Origin of the sequence: Microbacter sp. GSS18, from assembly GCA_029319145.1 — a bacterium.
Lineage (GTDB): Bacteria > Actinomycetota > Actinomycetes > Actinomycetales > Microbacteriaceae > Microbacterium.
In genome coordinates this window covers 2,125,155-2,146,675 of sequence record CP119753.1, presented here as the reverse complement: position 1 = coordinate 2,146,675, position 21,521 = coordinate 2,125,155, and the positions used below count along the sequence as shown (strand labels likewise).

Annotated in this window: 20 protein-coding genes; 12 read left to right on the top strand and 8 right to left on the bottom strand. The window is 71.6% G+C overall.

The window, feature by feature from the left end; genetic code table 11:
* The first annotated feature begins 310 nt into the window (after nucleotides 1-310).
* The 8 genes from glmS to P0L94_09950 all read left to right on the top strand — a co-directional run bounded on the left by glmS (nucleotide 311) and on the right by P0L94_09950 (nucleotide 7,964).
* Complete coding sequence (gene glmS / locus P0L94_09985; GenBank protein WES62789.1) at nucleotides 311-2,164, top strand: glutamine--fructose-6-phosphate transaminase (isomerizing); 1,854 nt, start codon at nucleotides 311-313, stop codon at nucleotides 2,162-2,164.
* Between the two features lie 202 nt (nucleotides 2,165-2,366).
* Complete coding sequence (locus P0L94_09980) at nucleotides 2,367-2,762, top strand: holo-ACP synthase (GenBank protein ID WES62788.1); 396 nt, start codon at nucleotides 2,367-2,369, stop codon at nucleotides 2,760-2,762.
* The gene (gene alr / locus P0L94_09975) at nucleotides 2,759-3,883 is read left to right on the top strand and encodes an alanine racemase (GenBank protein ID WES62787.1); all 1,125 of its coding nucleotides are present in this window, start codon (nucleotides 2,759-2,761) and stop codon (nucleotides 3,881-3,883) included. Before P0L94_09980 ends, alr begins: the two co-directional genes overlap by 4 nt.
* A gap of 148 nt (nucleotides 3,884-4,031) precedes the next feature.
* Nucleotides 4,032-4,532 (top strand): tRNA (adenosine(37)-N6)-threonylcarbamoyltransferase complex ATPase subunit type 1 TsaE, encoded by a 501-nt coding sequence (gene tsaE, locus P0L94_09970; GenBank protein ID WES62786.1) that lies wholly within the window; start codon nucleotides 4,032-4,034, stop codon nucleotides 4,530-4,532.
* 534 nt (nucleotides 4,533-5,066) lie between these two features.
* Entirely contained in the window at nucleotides 5,067-5,726 is a 660-nt protein-coding gene (gene tsaB, locus P0L94_09965) for a tRNA (adenosine(37)-N6)-threonylcarbamoyltransferase complex dimerization subunit type 1 TsaB (GenBank protein ID WES62785.1), read from the top strand.
* Nucleotides 5,723-6,232, top strand: coding sequence for a ribosomal protein S18-alanine N-acetyltransferase (rimI, locus tag P0L94_09960; protein ID WES62784.1), 510 nt, complete (start codon nucleotides 5,723-5,725; stop codon nucleotides 6,230-6,232). The genes tsaB and rimI overlap by 4 nt, the downstream gene beginning before the upstream one ends.
* Complete coding sequence (tsaD, locus tag P0L94_09955; GenBank protein ID WES62783.1) at nucleotides 6,229-7,308, top strand: tRNA (adenosine(37)-N6)-threonylcarbamoyltransferase complex transferase subunit TsaD; 1,080 nt, start codon at nucleotides 6,229-6,231, stop codon at nucleotides 7,306-7,308. Before rimI ends, tsaD begins: the two co-directional genes overlap by 4 nt.
* Complete coding sequence (locus P0L94_09950) at nucleotides 7,305-7,964, top strand: hypothetical protein (GenBank protein WES62782.1); 660 nt, start codon at nucleotides 7,305-7,307, stop codon at nucleotides 7,962-7,964. Before tsaD ends, P0L94_09950 begins: the two co-directional genes overlap by 4 nt.
* A gap of 13 nt (nucleotides 7,965-7,977) precedes the next feature.
* Here the strand turns inward: P0L94_09950 and P0L94_09945 are convergent, their stop codons facing one another.
* Nucleotides 7,978-9,345 carry a hypothetical protein gene (locus P0L94_09945; GenBank protein WES62781.1) on the bottom strand — a complete coding sequence of 456 codons (1,368 nt, stop codon included), beginning with the start codon at nucleotides 9,343-9,345 and terminating at the stop codon, nucleotides 7,978-7,980.
* Between the two features lie 195 nt (nucleotides 9,346-9,540).
* On the opposite strand from P0L94_09945, the gene P0L94_09940 reads away from it, so the two are divergent.
* The 3 genes from P0L94_09940 to rarD all read left to right on the top strand — a co-directional run bounded on the left by P0L94_09940 (nucleotide 9,541) and on the right by rarD (nucleotide 12,591).
* Nucleotides 9,541-10,995 (top strand): PHB depolymerase family esterase, encoded by a 1,455-nt coding sequence (locus tag P0L94_09940; GenBank protein ID WES62780.1) that lies wholly within the window; start codon nucleotides 9,541-9,543, stop codon nucleotides 10,993-10,995.
* Between the two features lie 141 nt (nucleotides 10,996-11,136).
* Entirely contained in the window at nucleotides 11,137-11,433 is a 297-nt protein-coding gene (groES, locus tag P0L94_09935; protein ID WES62779.1) for a co-chaperone GroES, read from the top strand.
* Nucleotides 11,434-11,556: 123 nt separating this feature from the next.
* Entirely contained in the window at nucleotides 11,557-12,591 is a 1,035-nt protein-coding gene (rarD, locus tag P0L94_09930) for an EamA family transporter RarD (GenBank protein WES62778.1), read from the top strand.
* Between the two features lie 53 nt (nucleotides 12,592-12,644).
* On the opposite strand, the gene P0L94_09925 is transcribed toward rarD, so the two are convergent.
* The 3 genes from P0L94_09925 to P0L94_09915 all read right to left on the bottom strand — a co-directional run bounded on the left by P0L94_09925 (nucleotide 12,645) and on the right by P0L94_09915 (nucleotide 15,606).
* Nucleotides 12,645-12,911, bottom strand: a complete 267-nt coding sequence (locus P0L94_09925; protein ID WES66311.1) for a metal-sensitive transcriptional regulator — start codon at nucleotides 12,909-12,911, stop codon at nucleotides 12,645-12,647.
* A 101-nt stretch (nucleotides 12,912-13,012) separates the two neighbouring features.
* Nucleotides 13,013-15,394, bottom strand: coding sequence for a heavy metal translocating P-type ATPase (locus P0L94_09920; GenBank protein WES62777.1), 2,382 nt, complete (start codon nucleotides 15,392-15,394; stop codon nucleotides 13,013-13,015).
* A complete protein-coding gene (locus P0L94_09915) occupies nucleotides 15,394-15,606 on the bottom strand; it encodes a cation transporter (GenBank protein ID WES62776.1) in 213 nt (70 codons plus the stop codon). The genes P0L94_09920 and P0L94_09915 overlap by 1 nt, the downstream gene beginning before the upstream one ends.
* 238 nt (nucleotides 15,607-15,844) lie before the next feature.
* Here P0L94_09915 and P0L94_09910 point away from each other — a divergent pair, with 238 nt between their 5' ends.
* Nucleotides 15,845-17,110, top strand: coding sequence for an ABC transporter substrate-binding protein (locus P0L94_09910; GenBank protein ID WES62775.1), 1,266 nt, complete (start codon nucleotides 15,845-15,847; stop codon nucleotides 17,108-17,110).
* Nucleotides 17,111-17,509: 399 nt separating this feature from the next.
* Here the strand turns inward: P0L94_09910 and P0L94_09905 are convergent, their stop codons facing one another.
* Genes P0L94_09905 through P0L94_09890 form a run of 4 tightly spaced genes read right to left on the bottom strand, consistent with a single transcriptional unit; the run spans nucleotide 17,510 to nucleotide 21,493 of the window.
* Complete coding sequence (locus P0L94_09905; protein ID WES62774.1) at nucleotides 17,510-18,244, bottom strand: ABC transporter ATP-binding protein; 735 nt, start codon at nucleotides 18,242-18,244, stop codon at nucleotides 17,510-17,512.
* Nucleotides 18,241-19,251 carry an ABC transporter ATP-binding protein gene (locus P0L94_09900; protein ID WES62773.1) on the bottom strand — a complete coding sequence of 337 codons (1,011 nt, stop codon included), beginning with the start codon at nucleotides 19,249-19,251 and terminating at the stop codon, nucleotides 18,241-18,243. The genes P0L94_09905 and P0L94_09900 overlap by 4 nt, the downstream gene beginning before the upstream one ends.
* Entirely contained in the window at nucleotides 19,241-20,221 is a 981-nt protein-coding gene (locus P0L94_09895) for a branched-chain amino acid ABC transporter permease (protein ID WES62772.1), read from the bottom strand. The genes P0L94_09900 and P0L94_09895 overlap by 11 nt, the downstream gene beginning before the upstream one ends.
* Before the next feature lie 9 nt (nucleotides 20,222-20,230).
* Nucleotides 20,231-21,493, bottom strand: coding sequence for a branched-chain amino acid ABC transporter permease (locus tag P0L94_09890; protein ID WES62771.1), 1,263 nt, complete (start codon nucleotides 21,491-21,493; stop codon nucleotides 20,231-20,233).
* Between the last annotated feature and the right edge of the window lie 28 nt (nucleotides 21,494-21,521).

The window sequence follows — 21,521 nt, the reverse complement described above, 5'->3', positions numbered from 1 at the left end:
AGTGCGCGGCGCCGGTGGTGCGGGGCGCCGGCGGCGTGCGAGGCGATGGGGGCGACGGTGGCAGTCGTGGTCCACGCGAGGCACTCGTGGCGACAACAGCAGCCACCCTGCCTCCGCGGCGGGTGACTGCGGTGGCAGCTGCGCCCCCTCGAGCGGCTGGATGCGACCAGAAGCGCCACCTGCCGCGGGTGCGGGAGGGTGCGCGGCGTGCGGGGCGGGCGCACGCGATGCGGCGGCGCACTTGCGGCGGCGCCGGCATCCGCCGATTCGTTCGGACTCCTCGCATACCCACGCGCCTACCATGTATCCCATGTGTGGAATCGTCGGATACGTGGGCCCGCGCGACAGCCAGGCCATCCTGATCGCGGGGCTCTCGCGGCTCGAGTACCGCGGGTACGACTCCGCCGGCATCGCGGTCATCGATGAGGGCGGGCACCTGGGCATGCGCAAGCGCGCCGGCAAGCTGACCGTCCTGCGCGAGGATCTCGCGGCGCACCCGATGAGCGACGGCACGACCGGCATCGGGCACACCCGCTGGGCCACGCACGGCGGCCCCACCGACGCCAACGCCCACCCGCATCTGGCCGACGACGACAAGCTCGCGGTGATCCACAACGGCATCGTCGAGAACTACGCCGCCCTGAAGGCCGAGCTCGTCAGCGACGGCTACGACTTCCGCAGCGAGACCGACACCGAGGTCGCCGCGGTGCTGCTCGGCCGCGAGTACGAGGCGAACGGGGGAGACCTGGTCGCGGCCTTCCGCGCCACCGTCGCGCGGCTCGAGGGCGCCTTCACCCTGCTCGCCGTCCACGAGGACCACCCCGGCCTCGTCGTCGGCGCGCGGCGCAACTCGCCGCTGGTGATCGGCCTGGGCGAGGGCGAGAACTTCCTGGGCTCGGACGTCGCCGCGTTCGTCGAGCACACCCGAAGCGCCCTGGCGATCGGCCAGGACGAGATCGTCGCGATCACCCCCGAGGGCGTCACGGTCACCGACTTCACCGGGACCCCGGTCGAGGTCGAGCCGTTCGAGGTCACGTGGGACGCGTCGGCCGCCGAGAAGGGCGGCTGGTCGAGCTTCATGGCCAAGGAGGTCTCCGAGGAGCCCGAGGCCGTCGCCAACACGATCCGCGGCCGCCTGCGCGACGGGATCATCGCCATCCCCGAGCTCGACGGCCTCGACGACCTGTTCCGCGACGTCTCGCGGATCGTCATCATCGCCGCAGGCACCGCCGCGTACGCCGGCATGGTCGGCAAGTACGCCCTCGAGACGTGGGCGCGCGTCCCCGTCGACGTCGACCTCGCGCACGAGTTCCACTACCGGAACCCCGTCATCGGCCCCGACACCCTCGTCATCTCGATCAGCCAGTCCGGCGAGACGATGGACACGCTCATGGCCGTCAAGTACGCGCGCGAGCACGGGGCCAGGACGCTGTCGATCTGCAACACGCAGGGCGCCACGATCCCGCGCGAGTCCGACGCCATCGTCTACACGCACGCCGGTCCCGAGGTCGCGGTGGCCTCGACGAAGGCGTTCGTCGCCCAGATCACCGCCCAGTACCTGCTGGCGCTGCACATCGCGCTCGTGCGCGGCACGCTGTCGCGCACCGAGGTCGCCCAGCACGTGCTCGAGCTCGAGGCGATCCCGGAGAAGATCCAGCACATCCTCGACACCGAGCAGGATCACATCGAGCAGTTCGCGCACTGGATGGCCGACACCCGCTCGGTGCTGTTCCTCGGCCGCCACGTCGGATACCCGATCGCGCTCGAGGGTGCGCTCAAGCTCAAGGAGATCAGCTACATCCACGCCGAGGGCTTCGCCGCCGGCGAGCTCAAGCACGGTCCCATCGCGCTCATCGAGCCGGGGCAGCCGGTGTTCGTGATCGTGCCCTCGCCGCGCGAGTCGGCGCTGCTGCACTCGAAGGTCGTGTCGAACATCCGCGAGATCCACGCGCGCGGCGCCCGCGTCATCGCGATCGCCGAAGAGGGGGATGCCGCCGTGCTCCCCATCTCGGACGAGGTGCTGCGCATCCCGCTCGCGGGTCCGCTGTTCGAGCCGCTGCTGGCCGTGGTGCCGCTGCACATCTTCGCGATGGGCCTCGCGACAGCCAAGGGCCTGGACGTGGACCAGCCGCGCAACCTCGCCAAGTCGGTCACGGTCGAGTAGGCCCCTCGGGTCTCGCGTTCGCGCTGCCGGCGTGCCGTGCACGAACTCAGGCCGGCCGCGGCGGCATGCCGTGGCCCAGGGTGTTTCGGGCCGAATCTGCCTGAGTTCCGTCACGCGGTCGACGGGATGCGGGGGCGATAGTCTGACGGATGCCGCGCACGCGCCGATCCTCCGGCCTGGCCGCGGCCGGAAGGAGCTGCGCGTGATCGTCGGCATCGGCATCGACCTGGTCGACATCGCGCGCTTCGAGGAGACGATCGCCCGCACGCCGCGGCTGCTCGAGCGGCTGTTCTCGCCCGCCGAACGCGAGCTGCGGCCGCGTTCGCTCGCAGCACGGTACGCCGCCAAGGAGGCGCTCATCAAGGCGCTCGGCGGATCCGAGGGCCTCCACTGGACCGAGATCGAGATCACCCCCGAGCCGTCTGGGCGGCCCTGGTTCACGCTCACGGGCTCGACGGCATCCGTCGTCGACGAGCGCGGCATCACCGGGCTCCACCTGTCGATGTCGCACGACGGGGGCTTCGCCGCGGCGTACGTCGTCGCCGAGGCCGGCGGCGCTTCCGCTCCCGCCACCGAGCAGACGGGGATGCCCGCATGACGCACATGCCGCCCGGGGTCCTCCGCGAAGCGACCGTCGACGTGAGCGCCATCGCCGACAACATCCGCCACTTCCGTCGCCTGACCGATGCCGAGGTCATCGCGGTCGTGAAAGCCGACGGCTACGGCCACGGCGCCGCGCGCGCCGCGGCGGCCGCCCTCGACGGCGGCGCGACCCGGCTCGGCGTCGCCGACGTGTCCGAGGCGCTCGCGCTGCGCCGTGGGGGCATCGATGCGCCGATCCTCGCGTGGCTCCACCCGCCGGGCGCCTCGTTCGCCGAGGCGGCAGCGCACGGCATCGAGCTCGGCATCTCGAGCACGGACCAGCTGATGGCCGCCGCCGCTGCGGCATCCGTCGGGCGCCCGGTCACCGTCCACCTCAAGCTCGAGACCGGACTCGGCCGCAACGGCATCGCGCCGGGCGACTGGCAGATGGTGCTCGCCGAGGCGGCGCGGCTCGAGCGCATCGGCAAGATCCGGGTCGTCGGAGTGTTCAGCCACCTGTCGAACACGACCGAGGCCGACGACCGCCGCGCTCTGGACGTCTTCAAGGACGGACTGGGGGTGGCGGCATCCGTCGGCCTCACCCCGCGCCTGTGGCACATCGCCGCCACGCACGCCGCCATCGCGCTTCCCGAGGCGCGGCTCGGGTGCATCCGCATCGGCATCGGCATGTACGGGCTCTCGCCGTTCGCGGACCGCACGAGCGCGGACCTCGGCCTGCGCCCCGCGATGACCCTGCGCGCGCCCGTCGCCGCGGTGCGGCGCGTGCCCGCCGGGCAGGGCGTGTCGTACGGGTACACGCATCGCACCGAGCACGACACGACGCTCGCGCTCGTGCCGCTCGGGTACGCCGACGGCGTGCCGCGGCAGGCGTCCTCGTGGGGACCGGTGACCATCGGCGGGCGGCGGTTCACCGTGGCCGGCCGCATCGCGATGGACCAGTTCGTCGTCGACGTGGGCGATCACCCCGTGGCCGTCGGCGACGAGGCCGTGCTGTTCGGCGATCCGACGCTCGGGGTGCCCTCCGCCGACGACTGGGCGGATGCCGCCGGGACCATCAACTACGAGATCGTCACGCGCATCGGCCCGCGGGTGGCGCGGCGGCAGGTGACGGCGTGATCGGGGGGCCCGGCTCCCGGCGGCGGGCTTCCGGCGCGCGCGGAACTCCACGGATTCGGAGTCCTCGTCGCCGACGCGCCCCGGGATCCTGGGGCGCCGCCGTCCGCGGGCGGCCGGTTCCGTGGAGTTCTGGGCAGGGGGACACGGCATGAGCGGCATCGACGGGCTGGTCGGCACGCGCGAGATCGCCTCGCCCGACGACATGGAGGAGCTGGGACGCACGATCGGCGGCCTGCTTCGCGCCGGCGACCTGGTCGTGCTCACCGGCCCGCTCGGCGCCGGGAAGACCACCCTCACCCGCGGGATCGGCGCGGGGCTGGGCGTTCGCGGACCGGTGCAGAGCCCCACGTTCGTCCTCGCCCGCACGCATCCGTCCCTGGTCGGCGGCGCCCCGCTCGTCCACGTGGACGCGTACCGGATCGGTTCGGCGCTCGAGCTCGAGGACCTCGACATCGACGTCGACGGCTCGGTGACGATCGTCGAGTGGGGGCGTGGCATGGTCGACGGCCTGCGCGACACATGGTGGGAGATCGAGCTCGACCGCGAGTGGCACGGCCACGGCGTCGACACCGCGTGCGGCACCACCGCGCGCGACGCCGAACTGGACGCCGCCGCCCCGCGCCTGGTGACGATCTCGCGCCGGCCGTAGCCGTCCGGTGCGTCCGGCCGGCCGTTGGGCCCCAGCATCCGCGTCGGACGGCGTCTGCGCCCCGCACCATCCGCGTCCCCCGGCGTCTGCGCCCCGCACCATCCGCATCCCAGGGTGTCCGTGTCCCGTTTCTGGTCGCTTGCGGTGCTGGTGGGCGGCCAAGAGTGGGACATGATCGTGCGGTAGTCGTCGGGTGGCGGTGTCCGTGTCCCGTTTCTGGTCGCTTGCGGTGCTGGTGGGCGGCCAAGAGTGGGACATGGTTGCGCGGTAGTCGTCGGGTGGCGGTGTCCGTGTCCCGTTTCTGGTCGCTTGCGGTGCTGGTGGGCGGCCAGAAGTGGGACACGACCCCGATGGGGCGGATGCCGCTCTGCTCGGGGGCGCGGTGCTCTGCTCGGGGGGCGCGGTGCTCTGCTCGGGGGCGCGGCGCGGCGCCGCCCGGTGGAGGGGCCGGCTTCGTAACGATCTCGCGACGGCGGGCCGTTGGCACCGGTTCCACGGGGGGCTGTCAGCAGGCCCCCGTTTACCCTGGAAGGCGTGATTCTCGGCATCGACACGTCCCTCGGCACGACCGTCGCGGTCGTCGACGCCGACGGGCTCGTTCGGGCCGAGATCGCCAGCGCAGACCCGCGCGGGCACGCCGAGGTCATCGGCTCGCTGCTCGAGCGCGCGCTCGCCGAGGCGGATGCCGGCTCAGGCGAGATCACGCACGTCGCCGCGGGCATGGGCCCGGGTCCGTTCACGGGCCTCCGCGTCGGCATCGCCGCAGCCCGCACGTTCGCGATGGGCCGCGGCATCCCGGTCGTCCCCGTCGTCAGCCACGACGCCGTCGCGCTCGAGCTGCTGCTGCACGACGCGCTCACCGGGGGCTGGGAAGGCTCCGACGACGAGCTGTTCGCCGTGTGCACCGATGCGCGGCGTCGCGAGTTCGCGTACACCGTCTACCGCGGCCTCGACGTCGACGGGCTGCCCGTGCGCGTCGCCGACCCCGCACTCTCGCCCCGCGACGAGCTGGATGCGCGCCTCGCCGACGCCGGGATCCTGCGACGCGACGCCGACCGCATCCCCGCCTCGCTGCTCGCGCTCGCCGCGGCGCGCGCGGTCGCCGCGGACCGCACGATCGGACCGGCCGATGCGCTGTACCTGCGCTCACCGGACGTGACCCCCTCCGCCGGGCCGAAGCGGGTGAGCGCATGACGACGCGTCGCGCGACCCTCGACGACCTCGGCGCGATCATGGCGCTCGAGCGCGCATCGTTCCCCACCGACGCCTGGTCGGACGCCATGATGCGCGAGGAGATCCTCTCGCCCCACGGCTGGTACGTCGTGGTGGAGGAAGCCGGTCGCCTCGTGGGCTATGCGGGGCTCCGAGCCGCCCGAGGCGGCTCGGACGCCGACGTGCAGACCATCGCGCTCGCCGAGTCCGCGCGCGGCCGCGGCCGGGGCCGCGGCCTGCTGCGGACGCTGCTCGGCGAGGCCGCTCGGCGGCACGTGCGCGAGGTGTTCCTCGAGGTGCGCGCCGACAACCCCGTCGCGCAGGCTCTTTACGCGTCCGAGGGCTTCCAGGAGCTCGGCCGCCGGCCGAAGTACTACCAGCCGGACGGCGTCGACGCGATCGTCATGCGCCTGGACGTGCCCGGGTGGGAAGCCGCGCGTGGAGCGGATGCCGTGCCGGCTGTGAACGAGGCGGGAGCGTGCACATGAACCGCCACGAACCCCTCGTCCTCGGCATCGAGACGAGCTGCGACGAGACCGGCATCGGGATCGTGCGCGGCCGGACGCTGCTGAGCAACACGATCGCGAGCTCCATGGACGAGCACGCCCGCTACGGCGGCGTCGTGCCCGAGGTCGCCGCCCGCGCGCACCTGGAGGCACTGCAGCCCGCACTCGAGAAGGCGCTCGCCGAGTCCGGCGTCGCCCTCGCCGACGTCGACGCTGTCGCCGTCACGAGCGGGCCGGGCCTCGCCGGCGCCCTCATGGTCGGCGTCGGCGCGGCGAAGTCGCTCGCGGTCTCGCTCGACAAGCCGCTGTACGCCGTCAACCACCTGGTCGGCCACATCGCCGCCGACATCCTCGACGCCGGCGCCCCGCCGCTGGAGTACCCGACGGTCGCGCTGCTCGTGTCGGGCGGGCACACCTCGCTGCTGCTCGTGCGCGACCTGACCGGCGACGTCGAGATGCTCGGCGAGACGATGGACGACGCCGCCGGCGAGGCGTTCGACAAGGTCGCGCGCCTTCTCGGGCTCCCGTACCCGGGCGGGCCCGAGATCGACCGCGCCGCCGCGACCGGCAACCCGGACGCCATCCACTTCCCGCGGGGGCTGTCACGGGCGTCCGACATGGCGAAGCACCGCTACGACTTCTCGTTCTCGGGGCTGAAGACCGCCGTGGCCCGCTGGGTCGAGCAGCGCGAAGCCGCCGGCGAGGAGATCCCCGTCGCCGACGTCGCGGCGTCGTTCCGCGAGGCCGTCGTCGACGTGCTCGTCACGAAGGCGCTCGCCGCGTGCCGCGACCACGACGTGCCGCGTCTGCTGCTGGGCGGCGGCGTCATCGCCAACAGGCGCCTGCGCGACGTCGCGCTCGAGCGCGCGGCCGAGCAGGGCGTCACGGTCCGCATTCCGCCGCTGTCGCTGTGCACGGACAACGGCGCCATGATCGCCGCGCTCGCCTCGGAGCTCATCATGTCGGGGCGCACGCCCTCGACCCTGCACTTCGGGGCCGATTCGACCCTTCCCGTGACCGAGATCCAGGTCGCGACGAACACGGAGGACGCCGCATGACCGGGGGAGTGGGCGCCGGACGCCCGGCAACGCCGGACCGGCACCGTCTCGACGAGCAGGCCCCCGCACCCGAGGCCGCGGCGCCCGATGCCGCCACCACCGCGCCGGATGCGGCTGTCGCGCCGGAGGCGGCGGGCGACGCGAGCGTTCCGTCCCCGCCGGACGGCGCCGAGCCCGGCGCTGCCGCGCACGCGGCGGCCCTGTCCGCCGGTGTGCCGCTGCCCGCGTCCGCGTCGATGTTCGCGGTCGGCCCGGCATCCGCCGACGTCGACTCCGGCGCCGACTCGTCGCGCCTGCCGGGCCAGCACCGCGGGGGCTTCTCGCGCCTGCCGACCGGTCCGGTCGACGTGACCGTGCGATCGGGCCCCGAGCCCGACACCGAGGTGGCGTGGGCGCCGGCGCCTGAGACGGCGCCGCAGCGCGGCATCGCGGCGTGGGCCCTGGCCTTCTCCCTGATGGGCCTGGCGGTGTCGATGTTCGTCGGGTGGGGGTTCCCCATCGGCCTCGTGGGCGTCGTCTCCGGTGCGCTGGCGCTGCGCCGCCCGACGGAGAACCGGGCGCTCGCCGGCTGGGCCGTGGTGCTGGGCACCGCGTCGCTCATCTACAGCGCCGGCTGGCTGTGGTTCGCCGCGAGCCAGGCCAACCTGCTCGGCTGACGTCCGCGCCGGCTCAGCCGGCGGTGAGACGGTCGGCGAGGATCGCGGTGCGCTTGCTGCCGATGCGCGTGAGGATCAGGGTGGCGGATGCGTCTCCCCGCAGCTTCAGCTTGGTCCGCAGGGCCGCGGGATCGACGTCGACGCCGCGCTTCTTGATCTCGAGGCGCCCGATGCCGCGCTCGCGCAGCGCGGACGCCAGGGCCTTGGTGTCGGCGGGGAGCACCTCGCGCACGCGGAACGACTGCACGAACGGACTGGTGAGCGCGGCATCCGAGGTGAGGTAGGCGATGTGCTCGTCCAGCATGCCGGCCTCGAGCGAGCGGGCGACGTCGCCGATGAGCCGGGCGCGGATGACGGCGCCGTCGGGCTCGTGCAGATACGCGCCGAGTTCGCGCACGGGTTCGTCCTCGGCGTCCGCCGCGGCGGTGAGTTCTGCCGCGGCACCGGCCCGGATCACCAGCGCGGCCCGCGCTACCCCCGGGCGCGCGAGCGCGCCCGACCACAGCACCAGCTCGATCGTGGAGCCGTCGGCGCTGACCCACTGGGCTTCGACGTCGTCGGGGATGAGGTCGCGGTCCAGTCCCGGTCCGAGCTTGATGCCCGCGGGGATCCGGCGTGCGAGGTCGAGCGTCCAGTCCAGGCTCGGCGACCAGTCCTCGGGTGCCGTGCGCGTGGTCTCGCGGTGGCCCGCGGTGCGCCGCGCCGGGTCCAGCCACACCGCTTGGACCGGCATCCGTTCGCCGGCGCCGGGTTCGGGGGCATCGCTCCGAAGCTCGGACCCTGATGCGGCGTCGTCGCTCCGGATCTCGGACCCCGGGCCGCCTTCCGGACCCGTCGCGGGCGCCGATCCGGATTCCGCGCGATCCTCCGAGAGTCGGATGCCGCCGTCCGCCGGCAGTGTCGCGGCGGCGTAGTCCTGCGCCGTGGTGTGCAGCACCCGCACATCGGACCCGAACGGCGCGAGGTTGTAGGCGGCGAGGGCCGACGTGATCTCGTCGGCGTCGACGGCGTCGACAGCCAGCCCGAGGGCGGCCAAGCCCATCGCGTCGCCGCCGATGCCGCAGCCGAGATCGGCGACCCGCGTGATGCCGGCGTCGCGGAACCTCGCCGCGTGGCGCGCGGCGACCTCCAGCCGCGTCGCCTGCTCGAGGCCGGCGCGGGTGAACAGCATCCGTCGGGCGAACTCTCCGAACTTCTCACCTGCGCGGGCGCGCAGGCGCGCCTGCCCGACGACCGCGGAGACGAGATCGGGGGAGTGGCCGTCCTTGCGCAGGCGCGACACGACGCGCGCGACGTCGGCGGACGTCGCGACCGGGTCGAGGCCGTCGAGGAGCCGCAGGCCCTCGGGGGTGAGCAGCGCGGTCAGCTCGGCCATCTCCATCCGACCAGCCTATGGGCGCAGACCTCGTCGGAAGAGGGCGCACACATCTGGTGTATGAATCAGGTTTCATCTATGGTCGGACCTGCGCCCGTGGCGGCGCGCGCGGCGTCGAAGCGGATTCCGCGCAACGCTTCCGCCCGGATGCCCTGTGCAACGGTGCCCGGGGGCGACGGCGGGGCGAACGAAGGAGCACGCATGCCCTCGTACCGTTCGCGATCCTCACGTCCCCGTTCCAGACTCGTCGCCGGCGGCCTCGCCGCCGTGCTGGCGGTGGTCGGCCTGGTGGGCATCGCGCCCGCGGCCCAGGCGATCATCTGCCCGCCCGGGTTCGAGACCCTGCCGGGGTGCACCAACGGCGACACCGGTGGCGGGGGAGGCGCCGGCGGCGGCACGACGACCGGAACCTGGAGCACCGAGACCGTCGCGGGGATGAGCGTGCGCCTGTACACCCCGAGCACCGATCCCGCGCTCGCCGCGGGACGCGCCCTCATGATCGGTCTCCACGGCTGCGCGCAGACCGCGTCGGACATGCAGACCGCCGGCAACTGGGCCGCCACCGCCGACGCGTACGGCATGGTCGTGGCCCTGCCGGATGCGCCGAACGGCGGCGTGATCTTCGGATGCTGGGACTACTACGACACCAACCACTCCCGCACCGCGCCCGCGCGCCACGACGACAACCTGCTCGATCTCGCCTCCGCGCTGCAGTCGCGCTCGGCGCTCGGCATCGACCCGGACCAGACCTACATCTCGGGTCTGTCGTCGGGCGGCGGCGAGACGATGGTGATGGGATGCCTCGCGCCGGACGTCTTCGCGGGCATCGGCATCAATGCGGGCCCCACCGTCGGCACGACGTCGGGCCAGATCGGGAGCGTGGCCGTCAGCCAGGCCCAGGGGACGTCGACGTGCACGACCTTCGCGGGCGCTGCATCGGCCGCCTTCGACACGCAGCTGACATCGGTGGTGTACGGGAGCAACGACGGCACCGTCGCCCCGGGCTACAACACGCTCAACGGCCGGATCATGGCGGGCATCTACGGCGCCGCCACGACCTCGACCTTCAGCCTGTCGGGCCTGGCGGGCACGAACACCTCGGGGTCGGGCACGCTGTACGCCGACGCGGACGGGCCGCGGGTCTCGGTGATCCAGAACACGAACCTCGGCCACAACTGGCCCGCGGGAGCGGGTGCCGGGGGCTCGTACATCTCGGCGAACAGCATCGACTACCCCGCGTACGTCACCGGCTTCTTCTTCGACAACAACCGGCGCGTCGACCGCACGGAACCCACGCCGACGCCGACGCCCACCGCGACAGCCACCCCCACCCCGACACCCACGCCGACGCCGACACCCACGGCGACGCCGACACCCACGCCGACGCCGACACCCACCCCGACACCGACGCCGACACCCACGCCGACGCCGACACCCACGCCGACGCCGACACCCACGCCGACGCCGACGGACTGCGTGACGGCCACCAACGCCGAGCACAAGGCGGCGGGCCGGGCGATCTCGTACGGCGTGAACCCCTACAACCCGTACTACGCCGTCGTGACGCAGGCGTACATGGGCCAGGGCGACGCGACGGTGACGACGCTCCAAGCGGCGCCCTCGGGCGGGTTCATCGTCGTCACCTCGTGCGGGTGAGACGGGTGCGCCGCGACCGCGGACGTCACGGACTGGCACTCACGTTGCACGAGTGCCAGGTGCTTGCCTAGACTGCTTTTTAGCACTCTCTGTGTGCGGGTGCTAACGAGTCTTCAGTCTCAAGGAAAGAAGAGGTAGACCGTGTCGGTTTCCATCAAGCCGCTCGAGGACCGCATCGTCATCAAGCAGGTCGAGGCCGAGCAGACCACGTCCAGCGGTCTGGTCATCCCCGACACCGCCAAGGAGAAGCCCCAGGAGGGCGAGGTCGTGTCGGTGGGCCCCGGCCGCATCGACGACAACGGCAACCGCGTCCCGCTCGACGTCGCCGTCGGCGACCGCGTCATCTACAGCAAGTACGGTGGCACCGAGGTGAAGTTCGGCGGCGAGGAGTTCCTCGTCCTGTCGGCTCGCGACGTCCTCGCGGTCGTCGTCCGCTGAGACGCGCGCTTCGCGTACGCGAAGGGGTCGGATGCTTCGGCATCCGGCCCCTTCGCCGTTCCCGGGCCACGCGGTCGCCGGCGGACCGGAGTCGCCCCCGCCCCGCACCGGTAATCTGAGTCGGTGACGCAAGACACCCCCGACACCGTCGGCGAGACCCCCGAGCTGGGGGACGTCGCCGCGTCCACGGCCGGTGTCGTCGTGACCGACGATGCCGGAACGACATCCGCACCCGACGCCGCCCGCGAGCGCACGCTGGGCGGCGTGCACGCCTTCACCGCGTACCTCCTGTGGGGCTTCCTGCCGCTGTACTTCCTGCTGCTGGCGCCGACCGGCCCGTGGGAGATCGTGGCGTGGCGGATCCTGCTGTCGCTGGCGTTCTGCGCGCTCCTGCTGACCGTCACACGCCGCTGGGGGTCGCTTCGGGCGATCATGCGGCAGCGGCGCCTGCTGCTGTGGACGGCGGTCGCCGGGGCGGTGATCTACGTCAACTGGCAGGTGTTCCTCATCGCGACCCTCACGGGGCACGTGATCGAGACGAGCATGGGCTACTTCATCAATCCGCTGTTCACGGTGCTGATGGGCGTGTTCATCCTGCGCGAGCACCTGCGGCGCATGCAGTGGGTCGCGATCGGCATCGCGGCGCTCGCCGTCGTGGTGATCATCGTCGGCTACGGCTCGTTCCCGTGGATCGCGCTGACGCTGGCGACCTCGTTCGGCCTGTACGGGCTCGTGAAGAAGCAGATCGGACCGTCGGTCGACGCCGTCAGCGGTCTCACCCTCGAGTCGATGTGGCTGACTCCGGTCGCCACGGCCGTGCTCGTCGTTGTCGGCCTGACCAGCGGGCTCTCGATGGGGGCGGAGGGCGGCGGGCACACGGCGCTGCTGCTCATGGCGGGCGTCATGACGGCGACGCCGCTGCTGTTCTTCGCGGCGGGGGCCCGGCGCGTGCCGCTGACCCTCATCGGCCTGCTGCAGTTCATCGCCCCGATCATGCAGTTCATCACCGGCGCGTGGATCCTGGGCGAGCCGATGCCGCTCGAGCGCTGGATCGGCTTCGGCCTGGTGTGGCTGTCGCTGATCGTGCTCACGACGGACTCGCTCGCGGCCGCGCGCCGCTCGCGGGCGACCGTGTCGGACGTCGCCGATCTGACCTGAGCCGCTCCAGCCCAGCGCCCCTCGGCCCGCGGATGCGAATCTCGGCTCGACGGCTACCGCACGAGGCGCGCGATTGCCTGCGACGCCTCGGTGATCTTCGCGTCGGCCTCCGCGCCGCCGGCGCGCGCGGCGTCGACGACGCAGTGGCGCAGGTGATCGTCGAGGAGTCCGAGGGCAACCGCCTCGAGGGCGCTCGTCATCGCCGAGATCTGGGTCAGGATGTCGATGCAGTACTTCTCGTCCTCGACCATGGTGCGGATGCCGCGGGCCTGGCCCTCGATGCGCTTGAGGCGGTTGACGTAGCGCGCCTTGTCGGAGATGTAGCCGTGGTGGGCGTGGCCCTCGTCGTGCGGGTAGGGCTCGGACGGCGTGATCGACGGCTCGGCCTCGTCGACGCCCGCGGGCGCCGCGGTCTCTGCGGTCATGACTCCTCCTGGGTGTTGCGCATGCGGAACCTCCGCAGACGCAGGCTGTTGCCGACGACGAAGACGCTCGAGAACGCCATCGCCGCACCGGCGATCATAGGGTTCAGCAGCCCGAGGGCCGCAAGGGGGATCGCCGCGACGTTGTAGGCGAAGGCCCAGAACAGGTTCACCCGGATGGTGCCGAGCGTCGCGCGCGACAGGCGCACGGCGTCGGCGGCGGTGCGCAGATCGCCGCGCACGAGGGTGATGTCGGACGCCTCGATCGCGGCATCCGTGCCGGTTCCCATCGCCAGGCCCAGGTCGGCCTGCGCGAGGGCGGCGGCGTCGTTGACGCCGTCGCCGACCATCGCGACCACGCGCCCTTCGGCCTGCAGCGACGCCACGACCGAGACCTTGTCGGCGGGCAGCACCTCGGCGCGAACGCGGTCGATGCCGACGTCGCGGGCGACGGCGGCGGCCGCCGCGGCGTTGTCGCCGGTGAGGAGCACGGGCTCGAGCCCCAGGGCGCGCAGCTGCGCGACCGCCTCGCGGCTGGTGGGCTTGATCTCGTCGGAGACCACGAGCGCGCCCGCGGCCACGCCGTCCCACGCGACGAAGACGACGGTGCGGCCGTCCGCCTCGGCCGCGACCGCGGCTCGTTCGAGGTCGCCGGGCAGCTCGATCGCCCATTCGGCGAGCAGCGCCCGGCGGCCGACGACTGCGGCGCGCTCCTCGACGACGCCCGAGACGCCGTAGCCGGCCTTGGCCTGGAAGTCCGCGACGTCGGGAAGCGCGGCCGGTTCGGCGGGCGGGCCCACCGGGATCGTGGCGCCGAGGAGCATCGAGCTCGAAGCGGATGCCGTGGCCGCCGGTCCCGGGGCCGCGGCGTCGGACCGCGCGGCGCCGACGGCATCCGCCGCGGCGTCTGCGATCGCGCGCGCGATCGGGTGCTCGGAGGCGTGCTCGAGCGCGCCTGCGACCCGCAGCAGCTCGCCGGTGTCGACGCCGGTCGCCGGGATGACGTCGGTGAGCGCCATGCGCCCCGCCGTGACGGTGCCGGTCTTGTCGAGCACGACGGTGTCGACGCGGCGCGTGGACTCCAGCACTTCGGGCCCGCGGATGAGGATTCCGATGCGCGCACCGACCCCGGTGCCCATGAGCAGCGCGATCGGCGTCGCGAGGCCGAGCGCGCACGGGCACGCGATGATCAGCACGGCGACGGCGGCGGTGAACGCGGCGGCGACGGGGAACCCGAGCAGCAGCCACACCGTCAGCGTGACGGCGGCGATCCCGATCACGACCGGCACGAACACCGACGAGATGCGGTCGGCGAGCCGCTGGACGTCGGCCTTGCCCGACTGCGCCTCTTCGACCAGACGCGCCATCTGCGCCAGCTGCGTGTCCTCGCCGATTCGCGTGGCGCGCACCACGAGGCGGCCGCCGGCGTTGACGGTCGCGCCGACGACGGCGTCGCCCGGGACGACCTCGACCGGCACCGACTCGCCGGTGACCATCGACGCGTCGACGGCGCTCGTGCCCGAGACGACCACGCCGTCGGTGGCGATCTTCTCGCCGGGGCGCACGACGAACTCGTCGCCGACCGCAAGCTGGGCGACGGGAACGCGCACCTCGACACCGCCGCGCAGCAGCGCGGCGTCCTTCGCGCCGAGGTCGAGCAGCGCGCGCAGGGCCGCGCCGGCACGGCGCTTGGAGCGCAGTTCGAAATAGCGTCCCGCCAGGACGAACGTCGTCACACCGGCGGCGACCTCGAGGTAGATGTTCGACGCGCCGTCGGACGGCTGGATCGTCCACTCGAAGGCGTGCGTCATGCCGGGCATGCCGGCCTCTCCGAGGAACAGCGCGTACAGCGACCACAGGAACGCCGCGGTCACGCCCATCGAGATGAGCGTGTCCATCGTCGCGGCGCCGTGGCGCAGGTTGACCCACGCGGCGCGGTGGAACGGCCACGCGCCCCATACGGCCACCGGCGCGGCCAGCGCCAGCGACGCCCACTGCCAGTAGGTGAACTGCAGCGCGGGGATCATCGCGAGCGCGATCACGGGCGCGGCGAGGATCGCTGAGCCGATGACGCGCTGCCGCAGCGTCGTCAGCTCGCGGTCCTCGGGCTCGTCATCGGCCGCCTCGGGCTCGGGGGGAGCGGGCAGGGCCGCCGTGTAGCCGGTCTTCTCGACCTCGGCGATGAGGGCGGCGGCCTCCACGCCCGGTGCCGCCTCGACGACGGCCTTCTCGGTGGCGTAGTTGACGGATGCCGCGACTCCCGGCATCCGGTTGAGCTTCTTCTCGATGCGCGCGGCGCACGACGCGCACGTCATACCGCCGATCTCGAGTTCGATCCGCGCTTCGGTGCCGCCGCCCGCCGCCGGGGCGGAAATGCTCATCAGACCCGCGCCGCCTCGTAGCCGGCCTCGTCGACGGCCGCCACGATGTCCGCGTCGGACAAGGGTGCGGCCGACTCGACCAGCAGCACGCCGGTCTGGGCGCTCACCTCGACGCCGGTCACGCCCGCGATCTGCGAGACTTCGCTGCGCACGGCGTGCTCACAGTGCCCGCACGTCATCCCGGTCACCTGGTACTGGATCTTCTCGGTCATCGTCCACCTTTCATCCGATACCCCATGGGGGTACCTCTCCTTCAACGATACGCCCTGCGCGGGCATTCCGTCGCGGTGCGGCGGATTCCCTGGGACTGGATCTCACGCAGGTAACGATTCGGTCGCTTTACACATCGTTAACGAACGGCAACATCAGTGAGACCCGCGCCCGGTTAGGTTGTATCAACTGCGACGGCGCGCCCGAAGCCTGCCGTCCTCAATCACAGCAAGGAGCAACATGAACGTCTTCACACGTTCGCGCACCGGCAAGGTCCTCGGCGGCATCGCCGCGGTCGGCGTCAGCGCGCTCGTCCTGGCCGGTTGTGCGTCCTCGACCGACGAGGGAACCAGCGAGCCCGCCGGCCCCGCCGAGGAGATGACCCTCACGATCGGCACGGCCCTGCCGCAGACCGGAAACCTGGCCTTCCTCGGCCCGCCCGAGGAGGCCGGTGTCGCCTACGCCACGTCGCTGGTCAACGAGGTCTCCGAAGAGACCGGGCTCACCCTCGACGTCGTCTACGGCGACTCGGGTGACACCGACAACAAGGCCTACGAGACCGAGATCCCGCGCCTGCTCGGCGAGGACGTCTCGGCCGTCATCGGCGCCGCATCCTCGGGTGTCTCGCTGCAGTTCATCGACCAGCTGGTCGGTGCGGGCGTCATCCAGTTCTCGCCGGCGAACACGTCCGACGCGTTCAGCACCTACGAGGACGACGGCCTGTACTTCCGCACGGCTCCGTCCGACGTCCTGCAGGGCGACGTGCTCGGCAACCTGATCGCCGAGGACGGGCACCAGACGCTCGGCATGATCGTCCTGAACGACTCGTACGGCACGGGTCTGGCGCGCTACGTCACCGAGGCCTTCGAGGCCGCCGGCGGCGAGGTCGTGGCCGCACCCACCTACAACACGGGTGACACCACGTTCGACGCGCAGATCAGCGAGGTCCTCGCAGCCGACCCCGACGCGATCGCCCTGATCACGTTCGAGGAGATCACCACGATCCTCCCGGGCCTGTTCGGTCAGGTCGACCCCGCGGACCTCTACTTCGTGGACGGCAACCTGACGAACTTCGGCGACGAGTTCCCCGAGGGCTCGCTCACCGGCGCGAAGGGCACGCTGCCCGGCCTGTCGATCGACACGCTCGGCGACTTCACGAGCTCGCTGGACGCCTTCCTCGAGGAGGAGGGTTCGGACCCGCTCGACGAGTACAGCTACGCGGCCGAGTCCTTCGACGCGGTCATCCTGCTCGCGCTGGCCAGCCTGGCTTCCGGCTCGACCGACCCGGCCGACATCGCCGCCTCGCTCATCGAGGTCTCCGGTGGCTCGGGTGACGGTGAGAAGTGCACGACGTTCGCGGAGTGCGCCGACATCATCGTGGGCGGCGGCACCGCCGACTACGACGGCATCTCGGGTCCGATCACGTTCGACGAGGTCGGCGACCCGACCGAGGCGTCGATCGGCATCTACCAGTACGGTGAGGACAACACCTACGCCGCCTACTGATCAGCCTCTGACTGATCGTCACTGACGGCCCAGAGGGCCCCGGATCTTCGGATCCGGGGCCCTCTTGCGTTGCCGTTGCGACGCGGCTGTGCTCCTCCGTCCCGGCCGCTCGGCGCCTGGTGAGACGACGGGCCCACGCTCCCGCGACACAGGGGGGGCGGCGCTGGGACCGGGGAGGCACGCGATCAGGCGCGACGAAGCGCGATCGTCGCTCGGCGACGAAGCGCAGTCCTCGCTCGGCCACGCGCGATCGCTCCAGCATGACGAAGGGGGCGGCTGCCGCGGCACGACGAAGGCGGCGGCCGCCGCAGCACGACGAAGGGGCGATCGCCGCAGCACGAGGAAGGGGGCGGCCGCCGCACCGTGCGGCAGCCGCCCCCTTCCTCGTGGCGCTCGCGTTCAGGCCCCGAGCGTGCCCAGGTACAGCTCGGTGACCTTCGGGTCGTTCAGCAGGTCTCGGCCGGTGCCGGTGTAGGCGTCGCGGCCCTGATCGAGCACATAGCCGCGGTCGCAGATCTGCAGGCAGCGGCGGGCGTTCTGCTCGACCATGATGCACGTCACCCCCGCCTTGTTGATCTCGGAGACGCGGATGAAGGCCTCGTCCTGACGCACCGGCGACAGGCCGGCCGACGGCTCATCGAGCAGCAGCACCTTTGGGTCCATCATGAGCGCGCGGCTCATGGCGACCATCTGCCGCTCACCGCCGGACAGCGAGCCGGCGCGCTGCTTGAGCCGCTTCTTCAGTTCGCCGAAGATGTCGGTGACGAACTCGAGGCGCTCATTGTAGATCTTGGGGTTCTGGTAGAGCCCCATCTGCAGGTTCTCTTCGATCGTGAGGCTCGGGAAGACGTTGTTGGTCTGCGGGATGAAGCCGACCCCGCGGGCGACGAGCTTGTTCGCCTTGAGGCCCGTGATGTCCTCGCCGTCGAGCGTGACCGAGCCCTCGCGGATGTGCACCTGGCCGAACATCGCCTTGAGCAGCGTCGACTTGCCGGCACCGTTGGGGCCGATGATGCCGATCAGCTCGCCCTTGTTCGCGACGAGGTTGCAGCCGTTGAGGATGTTGACGCCGGGAAGGTATCCGGCGTGGACCTCGTCGATGACGACGACCGGGGTGTCGGAGTCGGTGGTCACTTCGAGCCCTCCTGCTTCTCTTCGGCCTCGAGTTCGGCATCCGCCTCGGCTTCGATCTCGTCGGCGGTCATGCCCGACTCGCCGTCGACCACGTCGATGCGGCCGGTGACGACACCCAGATCGACGTCCTGGTGGGCGCCGAGGTACGCGTCGATCACCGCGGGGTCCTTCATGACGCTGTGCGGGTCGCCCTCGGCGACGATCCGGCCCTCGGCCATCACGACCACCCAGTCCGCGATGTGGCGCACCATGTGCATGTCGTGCTCGACGAACAGCACGGTCATGCCCTCTTCCTTCAGGTCGAGGATGTGGTCGAGCAGCGACTGCGTGAGCGCCGGGTTGACGCCCGCCATCGGCTCGTCGAGCATGACGAGCGTCGGGTCGGTCATGAGCGAGCGGGCCATCTCGAGGAGCTTGCGCTGGCCGCCCGAGAGGCTCGCGGCGAAGTCGGGCGACTTGGCGTCGAGCTTGAACTTCTTCAGGATCTCCATGGCCCGCTCTTCGAGCGCGGCCTCCTGCTTGCGCCACAGCGGCGGGAACAGGCTCAGCCAGAAGTGCTCGCCGGTCTGGTTCTTCGCCCCGAGCTTCATGTTCTCGAGGACCGTGAGCAGCCCGAGCGCCTTGGTCAGCTGGAAGGTGCGGACCAGGCCCATGCGTGCGACCCGGTGCGCCGGCACGCCCGAGAGATCGTGGCCGTCGAAGCTCCACGTGCCCTCGTTCGGCTTGTCGAAGCCGGTGAGCAGGTTGAACAGGGTCGTCTTGCCGGCGCCGTTCGGGCCGATCAGGGCCGTGATCGCGTTGCGGGGAACCTCGAGGTGGTCGACGTCGACCGCGTGCACACCGCCGAACGATCGCCGGACGTTGTCGGCGACGATGATCGGGTCCACCTTGGCGCATCCGGGTGCGGCGTCGCCCTTGTGCAGGCCCGTCGTCTTCGGCCGCGGAGTGGGGGAGGTCATGGTCGGCGGCTCCGCGGGAGCGCCGTTGCCGTTCTCATCACTTGACAAAGGTCAGCTCCTTCTTGTTTCCGAGCAGGCCCTGCGGCATGAAGATCACCAGCAGCATCAGCGCGGCACCGACGAGGATGAACCGCAGCGTCGCCGCCTGGATCGCCGACATGCCGAACAGCAGCCCGGCCGATGCCATCGCCGGGAGGACGTTCGAGAGGAACGTCTGCAGCACCCAGAAGATGAGGGATCCCAGCAGCGGTCCGAACACGGTGGCCGCGCCGCCGAGCAGCAGCGCCGTCCACACGAAGAACGTCAGCGACGTCACGTACACGCCGGGGCTGATGGCCGCCGGCAGCGCGTAGACGATGCCGCCCGCAGCGGCGAGGACTCCGCCGAGGACCAGGGTCTGCATCTTGTACGAGTACACGTTCTTGCCCAGCGACCGGACGGCGTCCTCGTCCTCGCGGATGCCCTTGAGGGCGCGGCCCCACGGGCTCTTGGTGAGCATCCAGACCACCAGCACCGCGATCGCGAGGGTGATGATGCCCATGATGCGCACCCACCACTGGGTCTCGTTGTACGTCCACGGACCGAACCCGTAGGTTCCCGGCGGGATCGGGTTCGAGGCGCGGAAGCTGGCGTGGTAGCCGCTGAGGCCGTCCGCCGAGCCGGTCACGTCGTCGAACGCGGTGGTGAGGAACAGCAGGCGGACGACCTCGGCGGCGGCGATCGTGACGATCGCGAGGTAGTCGCCGCGCAGGCGCAGCGTCGGGATGCCGAGGATCAGCGCGAAGACCGCCGCGGCCACCAGGCCGAGGATCGCGGCGAGCCACCACGGCAGGTTGAACGTCAGGATCGAGATCGCATAGCCGTAGGCGCCGATGGCCATGAAGCCGGCGATGCCCATGTTGATCAGGCCGCCGAAGCCGAAGTGCATCGCCAGGCCGAGCGCAGCCAGCGCGTACCCGAGCGTCGCGGGGCTGAGGATCGACGAGGCCGAGTTGGAGAGAATCTGAAGCCAGTCCATGTTCCGCCCTTAACCTATTCTCTCGCGTCGACCGAGGATGCCCTGTGGTCGGAACAGCAGGATCACGATCAGGATGAACAGTCCGCTCGCGAACTTCAGGTCGGCGGGGATCCACAGGCTCGACGCCTCGACCACGACGCCGACGATGAGTGCGCCGATCAGGGCGCCATACGCGGTTCCGAGACCGCCGAGGACGACCGCGGCGAACATCAGCAGCAGCAGCTGCGCACCCATGTCCCAGCGGATGCCGGGGCGGTAGTACGCGTAGAGGATGCCCGCGAGCGCCGCGAGCGCGCTGGCGAGGATCCACACCACGCGCACGACGAAGTCGACGTCGATGCCGGATGCCGCCGCCAGGGACGGGTTGTCTGAGATCGCGCGGGTCGCCTTGCCGATGCGCGACTTCGTCAGCCAGAACGCGAACGCGACGATGACGACGATCGAGATCCCGATCGAGGCCAGGTCGATGACGCTCATCTGCACCGCGCCGAAGAGCGGGATCTTGGGCGCCGATGCGGCGGGCAGCTGAAGCGTTCCGCCGCCGATGAAGAACTGGAAGATGTAGCGCATCGCGAGCGACAGGCCGATGCTCACGATCATCAGCTGCACGATGCCGACGCGGCGCTTTCGCAATGGTCGCCACAGCCACATGTCCATGACCAGGCCGAGCACTGCGCCGAGCACCACCGCCAGGGGGTAGCCGAGCCACCACGGCAGCGACAGCGCCGACGGCGCGACGAGCAGGAAGCCGGCTATCGCGCCGAAGGTGACCATCTCGCCGTGGGCGAAGTTCGAGATGCCGGTCGTGCCGTACACGAGGGTCAGGCCGACCGCGGCGAGGGCCAGCATCAGGCCGAAGCTGATGCCCTGCACGACGCGCTGCACCAGCTGGTCGAAGAAGCTCGTGACGTTGCGCTCGCCCTCGCCGATGAAGAAGTTCACCGTGACGCGACCGCCCTGGCTCATCTCCACTTCTTTGACGTTGGGGGTGTCGTCCTCTTCGTCGACGACCGCGATGCCCTCGGGCAGCGTGTTCTCGTCGAGGGTGACGACGTATTCCTCGCCGCGCTCGGGAACGAACACGACCCACTGGCCGTTCTCGTCGGTCACGACCTCCTGCAGCCCGCCGGGGCCGTCGATGGAGAGCGCCACGCCCTCCAGCGGCTCGCCGTCGAGCTGGACGTTGCCGCTGATGCGATACGGGTCGCCTTCGGCGGCGAGGGCCGGAGCCGACGTCGCGAACACGCCCAGGAGCATCAGGAACAACGCCACGAGTGCGGAGACCGTTCGCGCACGCCGC